Origin of the sequence: Streptomyces sp. HUAS TT7, from assembly GCF_051550175.1 — a bacterium.
In the GTDB taxonomy this organism is placed as follows: Bacteria; Actinomycetota; Actinomycetes; order Streptomycetales; family Streptomycetaceae; genus Streptomyces.
This window is the reverse complement of record NZ_CP196175.1, coordinates 6891255-6905024: the sequence shown is the minus strand read 5'-3', so window position 1 is coordinate 6905024 and position 13770 is coordinate 6891255. Positions and strand designations below refer to the sequence as shown.

Genomic DNA, 13770 nt, shown 5'->3' with positions numbered 1-13770 from the left:
ACCTCTGTGTTTCCCATACCTGCGGCCTTTCAGCCGCCGGAGAGCACCCGCACCAGATCTTCGGCCGTGCGGCACCGGTCGAGCAGCGCCTTCACGTGATTACGCGTTCCGCGTAGGGGTTCCAGGGTTGGCACCCGCTGGAGCGAGTCACGGCCCGGCAGGTCGAAGATCACGGAATCCCAGGAGGCCGCCGCGACGTCGTCCGCGTACTGCTCCAGGCAGCGGCCGCGGAAGTACGCCCTGGTGTCCTCCGGGGGCTTGGTCTGCGCCCGCAGGACGCCGGGGTCGTCCAGGAGCCGCTTCATCTTGCCGCGGGCCACCAGACGGTTGTAGAGGCCCTTCTCGGGCCGTACGTCGGCGTACTGGAGGTCCACCAGGTGCAGCCGGGCCGCGTCCCAGTCGAGGCCGTCGCGGCGCCGGTAGCCCTCCATCAGCTCGCGCTTGGCGATCCAGTCGAGCTCGCCCGACAGGCTCATCGGGTCGTTCTCCAGCCGGTTCAGGACGTCCTCCCAGCGGACCAGGACGTCCTTGGTCTGCTCGTCGGCGTCCGCCCCAAACCGCTCCTCGACGTACTTGCGCGCCAGCTCGAAGTACTCCATCTGCAGTTGGACGGCCGTCAGCGTGCGGCCGCTGCGGAGCGTGACCAGGCGTTGCAGACCGGGGTCGTGCGAGACCTGGTGGAGGGTGCGGACCGGCTGGTCCACGGCCAGGTCGACGTTGATGAACCCTTCCTCGATCATGGACAGGACCAGGGAGGTCGTGCCCAGCTTGAGGTACGTCGAGATCTCCGACAGGTTCGCGTCGCCGATGATGACGTGCAGGCGGCGGTACTTCTCGGCGTCCGCGTGCGGTTCGTCGCGGGTGTTGATGATCGGGCGCTTGAGGGTCGTCTCCAGGCCGACCTCGACCTCGAAGTAGTCGGCGCGCTGGCTGATCTGGAAGCCGTGCTCGTGGCCGTCCTGGCCGATGCCCACGCGTCCGGCGCCGGTGATGACCTGGCGCGAGACGAAGAACGGTGTCAGGTGGCGCACGATGTCCGAGAAGGCGGTCTCCCGCTTCATCAGGTAGTTCTCGTGCGTGCCGTACGAGGCGCCCTTGTTGTCGGTGTTGTTCTTGTACAGGTGGATCGGCTGGGCGCCGGGGAGCTGGGCCGCGCGTTCGGCCGCCTCGGCCATGATGCGCTCGCCGGCCTTGTCCCACAGGACGGCGTCGCGCGGGTTGGTGACCTCGGGTGAGCTGTACTCGGGGTGCGCGTGGTCGACGTAAAGCCGCGCCCCGTTGGTGAGGATGACGTTGGCGAGGCCGATGTCCTCGTCGGTCAGCTGACTTGAATCCGCGGCCTCGCGGGCGAGGTCGAAGCCGCGGGCGTCCCGCAGCGGGTTCTCCTCCTCGAAGTCCCAGCGGGCGCGGCGCGCCCGGTGCATCGCCGCCGCATAGGCGTTGACGATCTGGGACGAGGTGAGCATGGCATTGGCGTTGGGGTGGCCGGGGACGGAGATCCCGTACTCCGTCTCGATGCCCATTACTCGCCGTACGGTCATGCGGCCCTCCTTGCCCGGCGGCGCTCCCCCGCGGGAGCGGCGCTCAAGTACCGCTGGTTCTCCGGTGCGTGTGCGGTGCCCGTCCCCGCACTGCGCGACTCGGCGGTACCGAAGAGCCTAGAACGCCTTTGCGCTGGTGGGGAGATCAATTCCGTCATTGCTCTTGCCCTGCTTGTGGCCTGAAAAGCAGTCGGCTGCGGATGCCCGCCCGGGCACCCGCAGCCGGCCTGCCTTTTACAGGTACTGACCGGTGTTGGCCACCGTGTCGATGGAGCGTCCGGTGTCCGCGCCCTGCTTTCCGGTGACAAGGGTGCGGATGAATACGATCCGCTCGCCCTTCTTTCCGGAAATCCTGGCCCAGTCGTCCGGGTTGGTGGTGTTCGGCAGGTCCTCGTTCTCCTTGAACTCGTCCACGCAAGCCTGGAGGAGGTGGGAGATCCGAAGGCCCTTCTGGTTCTGGTCGAGGAAGGCCTTGATGGCCATCTTCTTGGCCCGGTCCACGATGTTCTGGATCATGGCGCCGGAGTTGAAGTCCTTGAAGTACAGGACTTCCTTGTCACCGTTGGCGTAGGTGACTTCCAGGAAGCGGTTCTCCTCGGTCTCCGCGTACATCTGCTCCACCACGGACTGGATCATCGCGTGGGTGGTGCCGTCCGCGTCCCCGCCGTGTTCGGCGAGGTCGTCGGCGTGCAGCGGCAGGGAGGAGCGGAGGTACTTGGCGAAGATGTCCTTCGCCGCCTCCGCGTCCGGACGCTCGATCTTGATCTTCACATCGAGCCGACCGGGCCGCAGGATCGCGGGGTCGATCATGTCCTCGCGGTTGGAGGCGCCGATGACGATGACGTTCTCCAGGCCCTCCACACCGTCGATCTCGGCGAGCAGCTGCGGGACGATGGTGTTCTCCACGTCCGAGCTGACACCTGATCCGCGGGTGCGGAAGAGGGATTCCATCTCGTCGAAGAAGACGATGACGGGCGTGCCCTCGCTCGCCTTCTCCCGCGCACGCTGGAAGACGAGGCGGATGTGCCGCTCGGTCTCACCGACGTACTTGTTGAGGAGCTCGGGGCCCTTGATGTTGAGGAAGTAGCTCTTCCCCGCGGGCTGGCCGGTCACCTCGGCGACCTTCTTGGCAAGGGAGTTGGCGACCGCCTTCGCGATCAGCGTCTTGCCGCATCCCGGCGGACCGTAGAGCAGGATGCCCTTCGGCGGCCGCAGTTCGTGCTCCTTGAAGAGGTCCGGGTAGAGGTAGGGGAGCTCGACGGCGTCGCGGATCAGCTCGATCTGGTTGCCCAGACCGCCGATCTTGTCGTAGTCGACGTCCGGGACCTCTTCGAGGACGAGTTCCTCGACCTCGCTCTTCGGTACCACTTCGTAGACGTAGCCGGACCTGGGTTCCAGCAGGAGCGCATCGCCGGGGCGGATGGTGATGTCCAGGAGCGGCTCGGCGAGCCTCACCACCCGTTCCTCGTCGGTGTGCCCGACCACCAGGGCGCGCTCGCCGTCCTCCAGGATCTCCTTGAGGGTGACGATGTCCCCGGCGCGCTCGAACTCCATGGCCTCGACCACGTTGAGGGCTTCGTTGAGCATGACTTCCTGGCCGCGCCTCAGGTCGTCGAGCTCGACGCTGGGGCTGACGTTCACCCGGAGCTTGCGGCCCCCGGTGAAGATGTCGGCGGTGCCGTCCTCGTTGGACTGCAGGAAGACTCCGAAGCCGGCCGGCGGCTGCGCGAGCCGGTCGACCTCCTCCTTCAGGGCCACGATCTGGTCGCGGGCCTCGCGGAGGGTGTTGGCGAGCCGCTCGTTCTGCGCGGACACGCCCGCCAGGCTGGTCTGCAGCTCGACGATCCGCTCTTCGAGAATCCTCGTATGACGCGGCGAGTCGGCGAGCTTACGTCGCAGGACGGCGATTTCCTGCTCTAGATAGGCAACCTGGCCGGCTGGGTCCTCAGACCCCCGCCCGGGCCGGATGCCGCGGTTGATGTCGTCGTCGTGGGCTGCCACGGTCCTCACCTCCTCCAAGGGGAGCTGGACGCTTCCTGACCCTACCTGGGCTGGTGGTGATTGAAACCCCTAGATCACAAAGACTCTGAGGTGTGTCTGATCTTCACCCTTGCGCTCTCCCTCACGCCAGGGGAATACCCACCCATCAACATCGGAAAGCGGGCGGTTGTTATCGTCGATGGGGCCAACACCCGTCAGGGCTGGCACCGATTGATTCACTCGCGCAGGAACGGCAGACACATGAACGAGGCTCTCGAAGTCTGGATCGACCAGGACCTGTGCACCGGCGACGGCATCTGCGTCCAGTACGCCCCCGAGGTCTTCGAGCTGGACATCGACGGGCTTGCGTATGTGAAGAGTTCCGAGGACGAGCTGCTGCAGACGCCCGGGGCCACAACACCCGTACCGCTGCCGCTGCTCCAGGACGTCGTGGACTCCGCGAAGGAGTGCCCGGGCGACTGTATTCACGTACGTCGGGTTTCGGACAGCGTCGAGGTGTACGGCCCCGACGCGGAGTGAGCGGAGGGTGACCCGGTGCTACACCGGGTCGCTCAGACGCCCATCGCGGCGGCGCCGGCCGAGCGGACGAACTTCCCGCCCCGCCAGCGCCACTTGACCTGCTGGCGCACATCCGGCTGGAAGCGGGGCACGTCGTCGGAGGAGTAGCCGAGCAGGGTCGCCGCTACCGCGCCGTCCCGTACGTCGAAGTCGGCGACGGTCTGCTTCTCCTTGGGGTCCACCAGCGTCGCCACCACGCGCGGCGGCGCTCCCTTCACGACCGGCTTCGTCAGGACGTAGATGCCGCTGGGCGGGGTGCCCCCGCCGGCGTTGCAGTGCACGACCGCGACGGTTTCGGGGACGCCGTCGCCGTCGAGGTCGCCCGAAGCCTTCTTCTCCACCACCGTGCCGATGCTCCCGCAGTCGAGCGGGAAGGTGACCGCGCCCGTGTCGGGGGCGGCCGCCGTCGTCAGAGGGGCGGTGCCGCGCTCGCCGGGTGTCTGGGAGGCCTTGGCGGCGTCCGGCTGCAGGAAGCCCGCGATCGCGACCACGGCGGCCATCGCGGTTGCGGTGGCGATCCAGTGAACGGGGCGGGCGTGGGTGTGCGCGAGCTCAGGGACGGCGGCAGTCTGCACGCGGGAGGTCTCCTGTGAAGGGCGGTGCGGGTGGTGGGGGTGGCCAGCATCGTGCCACACGTCACAGGTGGGCGGAATACCGGGGCAACAGGCTCAACGTAAAGGCGCCGCCGCCGAGTTCCCGTGTCGGTCCGGGAACTCGGCGGCGGCGCCGGTTCGTTGTACGAGGCCCAGCCCCAGGACTGGAACTCAGTCCTTGTTGGGGCCCTCGTAGTCGTCGCCGTACGCGCCCTTGGCGGGGCGGCGGCGGCGCATCGGGGGTTCCACGCCGTCCGCGAGGCGGCGGGCGGTCACCAGGAAGCCGGTGTGGCCGATCATCCGGTGGTCCGGGCGGACGGCCAGGCCCTCGACGTGCCAGTTGCGGATCATCGACTCCCAGGGCTGCGGCTCGGCGAAGCAGCCGATCTCGCGGATGGACTCGACGGTGCGCGAGAGCTGGGTGGTGGTGGCCACGTAGCAGCACAGGATGCCGCCGGGGACGAGCGCCTTGGAGACGGCGTCCAGGCACTCCCAGGGGGCGAGCATGTCCAGAATGACGCGGTCGACGTCGGTGTCCGACAGGTTGTCCTGGAGGTCGCCGACGGTGAGCTGCCAGGCGGGGTGCGGGCCGCCGAAGTAGCGCTCCACGTTCTGCGTGGCGATCTCGGCGAAGTCCTCGCGGCGCTCGTAGGAGTGCAGCATCCCGTGGTCGCCGATGGCGCGCAGCAGGAAGGCGCTCAGCGAGCCCGAGCCGACCCCGGCCTCGACGACACGGGCGCCGGCGAAGATGTCGGCGAAGGCCAGGATCTGCCCCGCGTCCTTGGGGTAGACCACGGCCGCGCCGCGGGGCATGGACAGGACGAAGTCGGGGAGCAGGGGGCGCAGCGCGAGGTAGGCAACGTTTCCCGTGGTACGGACAACACTGCCCTCGGGAGCACCGATCAGCTCGTCGTGCGGGAAGGAACCCTTGTGGGTGTGGAAATTCTTCCCGGCTTCGAGCGTGAACGTGTAGTGGCGTCCCTTGGGGTCGGTGAGCTGGACCTGGTCCCCGACCTTGAAGGGCCCGCGACGGCGGGCGGCACCGGTCGGTTCGGACATACGACCAGAGTACCGGCCGTACGGGGCCGCGAACGCCACGGCGACGGCGCCCGGTGTCAGGAGCCGGGCCGCGCCATGGCCGCGACGAACGCCTTCTCCACGTCGGCCGCGGACAGCACTCCGTAGATCTCACCGGTCTCCTCGACGACCAGGTACTCGGTGGCGGGGGTAGCCCGGAGCAGGTCGAGCAGGGGCTCTCCGGCGAGTTCGGCCGGGACGCGCATGCCGTCGGTGAGGTCCTGGGCGAGGCCGCTGACGGCGACCCAGGGGCGGCGGTGTTCGGGGACGCCGACGATGGCGGCCTCGCGGACGAGACCGGTCGGGTCGCCGTGCCCGTCGACGACGACCAGGGCGCGGGCGCCCGCCTCGTTGGCGCGGCGCAGCGCCTCGGAGAGCGGGGTGGTGGACTCGACGGGGACGGCGCGCCGGGTGAGGGTGCGGGCGCGCAGCTCGGGGAGGTGTTCGCGCAGCCGGGCCATGCGCAGGCTGTTGCCGGCGCCGGTCCAGATGATCGCGGCGAGGATGGCGGCGAGCAGCGCGTCGGTGACGGTGTCCATGCCGCTGACCTCGTCGGGCGAGTTGCCGAGCACCCCGGTCTGGGTGAGCAGCGGCAGGCCGATGAGAACGGTGACGGCGAGCGCGCGGCCGACCCAGGCGGCGGCGATCGTGCCGCTCATGGGCTTGCCGGTGATCTTCCAGACGACGGCGCGGAGCATGCGGCCGCCGTCCAGGGGCAGGCCGGGCAGCAGGTTGAAGCCGGCCACGATGAGGTTGGAGATCATCAGGCCTGCCAGCAGCACGCCGGGCACCGTGCCGGGTTCGACGGCCTTCATGCCGAGGTAGAAGACGCCGGCCAGGACCAGCGAGAGCAGCGGGCCGACGAAGGCGAGGACGAACTCGCGGCCCGGTGTCTCGGTCTCCTTCTCGATCTCGGAGACCCCGCCGAAGAACTGGAGCTGGATGCGGCGCACCGGCAGCTTGAAGCGGAGCGCGGCCACGGTGTGGGCGAGTTCGTGGACCAGTACGGAGGCGTAGAAGGCCACGGCGAAGAAGAGCGACACGAGGTAGCGGGCGGCGCCGAGTTCGGGCAGGACCCGGTCGAGCTGGCCGCCGAAGACCCAGGTGATCAGGGCGGCGACCAAGAACCAGCTGGGGGCGACGTAGACGGGCACGCCGAAGGGGCGGCCCATCAGGAGCCCGCCGCCGGGTCCGGAGCGGGGCTGCTTGCCGTTGCCCGGGCCCGGATCGGGGGTGTTGCCCTCCGCGCCGGACTGCGGCCGTCCGCGCTCGCCGCTCTCGCCGCTGTCTTCCACGGGTTCCCTTCGTCGGTACGATGCCTGCCCCGGGAAATCTGCCCCGGAGCCCCGGCCGGACTCTCCCCGTCCGCCGAATGTTCGCTGCATGGTGCGATGCCACGATCATGCAGGGTGAGGGCGCCTGTCGTCGATGGTATTCCGCTCGCTGTCAGTGGCGGGTCGTAGGGTCTGTGTCATGAGTACGAGCACCGGTGGGGCCGCGGCCGCACAGCAGCCGACGTCGCTGTCGCCGTCGCGGGCGAACGACTTCATGCAGTGCCCCTTGCTGTACCGGTTCCGGGTGATCGACAGACTGCCCGAGAAACCGAGCGAGGCGGCCACGCGCGGCACGCTGGTGCACGCCGTTCTGGAGCGGCTCTTCGACGACCCGGCGGCCGAGCGCACGGCGCCGCGTGCCAAGTCGATGATCCCGGGGCAGTGGGACCGGCTGCTCGAATCGAAGCCGGAGCTGACCGAGCTGTTCGCCGAGGACACCGGGGGCGAGCGGCTCACCAAGTGGCTGGGCGAGGCCGAGCGGCTGGTGGAGCGGTGGTTCTCGCTGGAGGATCCCACGCGCCTGGAGCCGGTGGAGCGGGAGTTCTTCGTCGAGACCGAGCTGGATTCGGGGCTGCGCCTGCGCGGGGTCATCGACCGGGTGGACGTGGCGCCCACCGGCGAGGTGCGGATCGTCGACTACAAGACGGGCAAGGCGCCGCGGCCGGAGTACGCGGAGGGCGCGCTCTTCCAGATGAAGTTCTACGCCCTGGTGGTGTGGCGGCTGAAGCAGGTCGTGCCGCGCCGGCTTCAGCTGGTGTACCTGGGCAGCGGCGATGTGCTGACGTACGACCCCGTCGAGGCGGATCTCGTCCAGGTGGAGCGGAAGCTGCTCGCGCTGTGGGAAGCGATCCGGCTCGCCACCGAGACGGGCGACTGGCGACCCCGGCCCACCAAGCTGTGCGGCTGGTGCGACCACCAGGCGGTCTGTCCGGAATTCGGGGGGACTCCCCCGGTATACCCGTTGTCCATCACTCCGGCGCCGGAGTCGGCAGGCTGAGTTCAGCGGCGGCCTTCGGCCCGGTCCTCCCCGGGGATGCGGCCGCCCAGGCCCTCGCCCGGCCGCATCCACCACCGGTGAGCAGGGCAGAATGGGCCCGGTCCAGCAATCCTGATGAGGAGTACCCGTGGCGATCCGCGTCCTACTGGTCGACGACCAGCCGCTGCTGCGCACCGGCTTCCGGATGATCCTGGAGGCCGAGCAGGACATCGCGGTGGTCGGCGAGGCCGGTGACGGTCTGCAGGCCCTCGATCAGGTCCGGGCACTTCAGCCCGATGTGGTCCTCATGGACATCCGGATGCCCCGGATGGACGGCGTCGAGGCGACCCGGCAGATCAGCGGGCCCGGCAAGGACGGCCCCGCGAAGGTGCTCGTCCTGACCACCTTCGACCTCGACGAATACGTGGTGGAGGCGCTCAAGGCGGGGGCCAGCGGCTTCCTCCTGAAGGACGCGCCCGCCAACGAGCTGGTGCAGGCGATCCGGGTGGTCGCGGCCGGCGAAGCGATGCTGGCGCCGTCGATCACGCGCCGGCTGCTCGACAAGTACGCCGACCACCTGCCGTCCGGCGAGGAGCCGGTGCCGGACACGCTGCACACGCTGACCGACCGCGAGGTCGAGGTCCTGAAGCTGGTCGCCCGCGGGCTTTCCAACGCGGAGATCGCGGCGGATCTGTTTGTCAGCGAGACGACGGTGAAGACGCATGTGGGGCATGTACTGACGAAGCTGGGCTTGCGGGACCGGGTGCAGGCGGCCGTTTACGCGTACGAGAGTGGGCTTGTGCGGCCCGGTGCGCAGTAGGGCGGGGTGGCTCCCTGAGGTACCGGGGGCTCTGCCCCCGGGCCCCCGCTCCTCAGACGCCGGAGGGGCTGGATCTGGTCGGCTTTCGACTGCGGGCCGTACTTGACTGGTCGCGCAGTTCCCCGCGCCCCTGTAGGTCGCCCGGTACCGCTGGTCGCGCCCACACGTCGGAGCCGGACGATGTCACGGCCCCGCGCCCCTGGCAGGATCGGTCCGGGCTCCCTCGGGCTGCGGCCCGGAGCCGCACGACGCCAAAGTCCCGCGCCCCCGTAGGGCGCCCAGTACCGTTGGCGGGGCCGCGACATGGCGCGGCCCCGCGCCCTGGCAGGGTTTCCCCTCAGCCCTTCTTGATTTCCCAGAAGCGGAACACCGTTGATGCGTCCAGGGTCCACTCCAGGCCCGTGATGCCGGTCCGGGCCACCGCGTACTGCTTGCCCTGCCACAGGGGCAGGACGGGGAGTTCGTCGGCGACGATGTCCTGGAGCTTGGCGAAGTCGCCCTCGGTGGCCGAGCGGTCGGCGGTGCCCGCGGTCGCCGGGAGGATCTCGTCGGTGATCTGCTTGTTCGCGTAGTTGTTGGACAGCACGTTGCCCTTGCCGAAGAACGGCAGGGTGAAGTTGTCCGGGTCCGGGTAGTCGGGGACCCAGCCCTTCACGTACACGCCGTACTTCCCGGCCTCGATGTCCTTCTCGTACTGCTTGAACTCGACCGACTTCACATCCGCGTCGAACAGGCCGCTCGCGTTGAGCTGCCCGGCTATCGCCTTCAACTCGTCGTCGGTGGACGGGCCGTAGCGGCTCGGCGTGGACCACAGGGTCAGCTTCACCTTGCCGGTGATGCCCGCCGAGTGCAGGGCCGCCTTCGCCTTGGCGGGCTGGGGGCTGCCGCCGTACGTGTCGAACAGGGCGGTGTTGTGGGCCGTGATGCCGCTCGGAATGACCGAGTACAGCGGGCTCGCGGTGGACGAGTACACGTCGCGCACCAGGGCCTCGCGGTCGACGAGGTAGGCGATCGCCTTGCGCACCCCGACCTTGCCGACGACCGGGTCCTTCATGTTGAAGACCAGGTCCTGAACCTCGGCACTGGTGCCCTCTATGACCTCGATGCCCTTCTTGTCCGCCGTCGGCGAACTCTGCAGGGCCGCGGTGTCCTTGGCGGTCAGGCCTCGGTAGACGAGGTCCACGTCGCCCTTGTTCAGGGCGGCGGCCAGGGCCTTCTGGTCGCCGTGGTAGAGCTTCAGGGTCATGCCGGAGTTCTTGGCCTTGACCGTGCCCTCGTAGGAGGAGTTGACCGAGAAGACGGCCTTGTCGTCGCCGAAGGAGTTCAGCTTGTAGACGCCGGAGCCGACCGCCTTGCCGTCGGTGCGGAGCTTGTCGGCCGGGTACTCCTTGTGGTCGACGATCGAGCCGGCACCGGAGGCGATCTTGCTGGGGAAGGTGGCGTCCGGGACCTTGAGGTGGAAGACGACCGTCTTCTCGTCCGGGGTCTCGATCTTGCCCAGGGTGGCGAGCATCGGCGCCGGGCCGTTGGGGTCGTTGATCTTCAGCACGCGCTCGAAGGAGTACTTGACGTCCTCGGAGGTCAGCTTGTCGCCGTTGCTGAAGGTGAGGCCGGAACGCAGGGTGCAGCGGTAGACCGTGGAGCCGCCCTTGTCGAAGCTGCACGCCTGGGCGGCCTCCGGCTGCGGCGTCGAACTGCCCTTGGGGAAGCTGAGCAGCGACTGGAAGACGTTGTTGAACAACAGCCACGAACCCGGGTCGTAACCGGAGGCGGGGTCGGTGGCCAGGATGTCGTCGGACATCCCCATGACCACCGAACCGCCCCCGTCGGACGCGGCGTCGCCGCCCTGCTGGGTACCGCAGCCACTCAGGAGCCCGGCCGCCACACCCGCGGCGAGCGGGGTCGTCAGCCATCGGTTCCGGATCTTCACGTGCACGTGCCTCACAGTCCTGCTCACGGAAATTACTGGCCGGCACGGAAGGATCGCGGCCGGGTCTTGCGTTACTTCTTTCCTCGCGCCAGTTCCCCGAGCTGCAGGTCGGACGAGGAGTTGATGGCCCATTCGGTGCCGGTGATGTCGCTGCGGGCAGCGACGTACTGCTTGCCCTGCCACAGCGGGAGGACCGGGACGTCGCCCGCGACGATGTCCTGGATGGACTCGAACGGCTTGGACGCCTGGTTGCGGTCGGCGGCCACCCGCGACTCCGGGATCAGCGTGTTGCGGATGTCGTTGTTGACGTACGGAGTGTTGAGGAAGTTGTCCTTGCCGAAGAACGGCGCGACGAAGTTGTCCGGGTCCGGGAAGTCGGGGAACCAGCCGAGGCCGTAGACCGCGTACTCACCCTTCTTCTGCGCCGGACGGAACTTCGACCACTCGGTTCCCTGGATCGTAGTGCTGAAAAGCCCAGTCGCGTTCAGCTGCGAGGAGAGATTCTTGAACTCGTCCTCGGTGATCGAACCGTAGTGGTCCTTCGTGTAGTTGAGGGTGAGCTTGACGGGCGTCTGGATGTTGGCGTTCTTCAGGATGGCCTGGGCCTTGGCTTTGCTGGCCTCGCCGTACTTGTTGAAGAACGAGTTGGTGTGCCCGGCGATCGAGGTCGGGATCAGCGAGTACAGCGGCTCGGCGCTCTGCCCGTACACCTTGCTCACGAGCTGGCTGCGGTCGATGGCCTGGGCCATCGCCTGGCGCACGGCCTTGTTCTTCACCGACGGGTCCTCGGTGTTGAAGCCCAGGTAGCGGATCTCCAGACCGGGCATCTCGACCAGGTTGATGTCCTTGCTGGGGCTGACCTGCATCTGCTGGATCTGCGCCGGCGTCATCGCGCGGGTCATCATGTCGATCTCGCCCTTGGCGAGCGCGGTGCCCATGGCCTCGGCCGTCGGGAAGGAGCGCAGCTCGATCTTGTCGTTGGCGAGCTTGACGTCACCCTTGTAGTTGGAGTTCTTGGTGAAGGTGAACTTCACCGCCTGCTCGCCCTTGACCTCGGCCTTCATCTTGTACGGCCCGGAGCCGTCCATCTCGAAGCCGTCACGGAGCTTCTTCGGCCCGTACTTGTCCTTCTGAACGATCCCCGCGGCGGGCGTCGCGAGCTTGTACGGGAAGGTGGCGTCCGGCGTCTTGAGGTGGAAGACGATCTCGGCGTCACCCTTGGTCTCCATCGTGTCGATGTTGTCGATGAGACCGGAGGGACCGTTGTCGTCCTTGATGTCGGCCACGCGCTGGATGGAGTACTTCACGTCGTCGGCGGTCACCTTGGTGCCGTCGGCGAACTCGAGGCCGCTGCGCAGGGTGCAGCGGTAGCTCTCGTTCTCCTTGTCGGTGAAGTTGCAGGCGGAGGCCGCGTCGGGGACGGGCATGCCGCCGCCGCGCGGAACGTGGACCAGCGACTGCGTGGTCTGGCGCATCACGTTCCAGATGCCCGTCTCATAGGCGTGCGCCGGATCGAGGGGGGCAGGGGCGTCCTTGGTTGCCACGAACTGGTCCGTGGTGCCCACGACGATGGTCTTGCCGCCGTCTCCCCCGCTCTCCGATCCGCCACAGGCGGCGAGTACGGGAGCGAGCAAGGCCACTACGGCCGGCAGCACCAAAGTCTTGCGGTTCATCCTGGACGATCTCCCTTGTCCGGCACTTTGGGGTACAGCTGTGTACGGGACACTCCGCCGCGTCCGCCCGTTCGGGGCGGGGCGATCGGGCCGGGTTTGTGCGATCGGACCTGCGCTCCCGTCCGCTTGGTGTGCGGCGGGGCAGATGAGGGTGCGGCGAAGTTCTCGGACGAGATTAGTGCGCGCCGTACGAAAAGCTGGAACTGGCTCTGGTGCACGGGGAATCAATCTGTCCGCCGCAATACCGGCCCACCGATATACGGGGGACGGAATGATTCGTACACGAGATCACCAAATGGGACACAAGGGTGCGTCCGGGGGGCCCGGAGTGGCCGGATCGGGCTCCTGTCGACCCCCTGCCGGGTGACGAACGTCACCACCCGGGTCCCTTTGACAGGATGTGAATTCGTCACGGCGGGGGTCACGGAAAATGAACGCGCGGCTGCGATGAGTTTCCGTTGCATTCAGCGGCGCACGCTCGGTGTGCGGGTCAGTTCATCCTGGTGATCAAGGTGCGCAGAAATGCCAGGTCGACCTCTTCGAGGGAGCCGACCACGACCCGGCCCGCGGCGGCCGCGATCGGGGCGACGGACGGCACCGCGACCACCCGGCAGCCGGCCGCCTCGGCCGCCGCGACGCCGGTCGCGGTGTCCTCCACGACGGCGCACCTGGCGGGATCGGCGCCGAGTCCGCCGGCGGCGATCAGGTACGGGTCGGGGTGCGGCTTGGTACGGGCCACCTCGTCGCCGGCGACGGTCAGGGCGAAGTTGGACGGGCCCAGCGAGTGGACGATCTTGTCGATGATGCGGCGGTGCGAGGCCGAGACCAGGGCCGTCGGGATGTTGTGGGCGGCGAGCTCGCTCAGCAGCCGGGCGGCGCCGGGCATCAGCGGCACCCCGCGGGTGATGCGCGCCTCGAAGCGTTCGTTGAGCAGTACGGTCAGCTCGGCCAGGGTGATGTCGGCACCGGTGGCCTCGATGAGGAAGCCCGCGCTGCGCGTCATCGGGCCACCCACCACCACGTCCCGCCACGACTCGTCGAGGGCGTGCCCGAGGTCGGCGAAGACCTCGCGCTCGGCGTCCCACCAGAAGCCCTCGGTATCGACCAGGGTGCCGTCCATGTCGAGGAAGACGGCCTGGAGGGCCGAGCCTTCGGCTGTACGTGTCATGGCTGCGGGGACCGTACTGGTCATCGGCACACCTCCTGAAGGGACGAGAAGGCCGGTCGCCTTCCCCAGCTGGGAAAAGCGACCGGCCTTTACTGGGCC

Annotated in this window: 11 protein-coding genes; 3 read left to right on the top strand and 8 right to left on the bottom strand. The window is 68.4% G+C overall.

Translation table 11 applies throughout. The features are described 5' to 3' along the window. Positions 1-29: 29 nt before the first annotated feature. Both dop and arc read right to left on the bottom strand, forming a co-directional pair. Positions 30-1541, bottom strand: coding sequence for a depupylase/deamidase Dop (dop, locus tag ACSHXC_RS31040; protein WP_438294727.1), 1512 nt, complete (start codon positions 1539-1541; stop codon positions 30-32). 234 nt (positions 1542-1775) lie between these two features. Continuing rightward, positions 1776-3542: a proteasome ATPase gene (gene arc / locus ACSHXC_RS31035; protein WP_053723538.1), complete on the bottom strand. Its 1767-nt coding sequence runs from the start codon at positions 3540-3542 to the stop codon at positions 1776-1778. A gap of 240 nt (positions 3543-3782) precedes the next feature. Between arc and ACSHXC_RS31030 the strand changes: the two genes are divergently transcribed. Further along, positions 3783-4061: a ferredoxin gene (locus ACSHXC_RS31030; RefSeq protein WP_189962083.1), complete on the top strand. Its 279-nt coding sequence runs from the start codon at positions 3783-3785 to the stop codon at positions 4059-4061. A gap of 32 nt (positions 4062-4093) precedes the next feature. Here the strand turns inward: ACSHXC_RS31030 and ACSHXC_RS31025 are convergent, their stop codons facing one another. From ACSHXC_RS31025 to ACSHXC_RS31015, 3 genes are all read right to left on the bottom strand, one after another. Continuing rightward, positions 4094-4675, bottom strand: coding sequence for a hypothetical protein (locus ACSHXC_RS31025; RefSeq protein ID WP_438294726.1), 582 nt, complete (start codon positions 4673-4675; stop codon positions 4094-4096). A gap of 189 nt (positions 4676-4864) precedes the next feature. Then, entirely contained in the window at positions 4865-5752 is an 888-nt protein-coding gene (locus ACSHXC_RS31020; protein ID WP_053723500.1) for a tRNA (adenine-N1)-methyltransferase, read from the bottom strand. A gap of 56 nt (positions 5753-5808) precedes the next feature. Continuing rightward, a complete protein-coding gene (locus tag ACSHXC_RS31015; protein WP_438294725.1) occupies positions 5809-7155 on the bottom strand; it encodes a site-2 protease family protein in 1347 nt (448 codons plus the stop codon). An 88-nt stretch (positions 7156-7243) separates the two neighbouring features. Here ACSHXC_RS31015 and ACSHXC_RS31010 point away from each other — a divergent pair, with 88 nt between their 5' ends. Together ACSHXC_RS31010 and ACSHXC_RS31005 are read left to right on the top strand one after the other, a co-directional pair. After that, the gene (locus ACSHXC_RS31010) at positions 7244-8101 is read left to right on the top strand and encodes a RecB family exonuclease (RefSeq protein WP_438294724.1); all 858 of its coding nucleotides are present in this window, start codon (positions 7244-7246) and stop codon (positions 8099-8101) included. Positions 8102-8228: 127 nt separating this feature from the next. Beyond that, positions 8229-8900 carry a response regulator gene (locus tag ACSHXC_RS31005; protein ID WP_053723497.1) on the top strand — a complete coding sequence of 224 codons (672 nt, stop codon included), beginning with the start codon at positions 8229-8231 and terminating at the stop codon, positions 8898-8900. Between the two features lie 337 nt (positions 8901-9237). Here ACSHXC_RS31005 and ACSHXC_RS31000 read toward each other — a convergent pair whose 3' ends face one another. The 3 genes from ACSHXC_RS31000 to ACSHXC_RS30990 all read right to left on the bottom strand — a co-directional run bounded on the left by ACSHXC_RS31000 (position 9238) and on the right by ACSHXC_RS30990 (position 13695). Further along, on the bottom strand, positions 9238-10830 hold the full coding sequence (locus tag ACSHXC_RS31000) for an ABC transporter substrate-binding protein (RefSeq protein ID WP_438296916.1): 1593 nt from the start codon (positions 10828-10830) through the stop codon (positions 9238-9240). A 71-nt stretch (positions 10831-10901) separates the two neighbouring features. Beyond that, a complete protein-coding gene (locus ACSHXC_RS30995; protein WP_438294723.1) occupies positions 10902-12503 on the bottom strand; it encodes an ABC transporter substrate-binding protein in 1602 nt (533 codons plus the stop codon). A 490-nt stretch (positions 12504-12993) separates the two neighbouring features. Continuing rightward, positions 12994-13695 carry an HAD family hydrolase gene (locus ACSHXC_RS30990; RefSeq protein ID WP_438294722.1) on the bottom strand — a complete coding sequence of 234 codons (702 nt, stop codon included), beginning with the start codon at positions 13693-13695 and terminating at the stop codon, positions 12994-12996. Between the last annotated feature and the right edge of the window lie 75 nt (positions 13696-13770).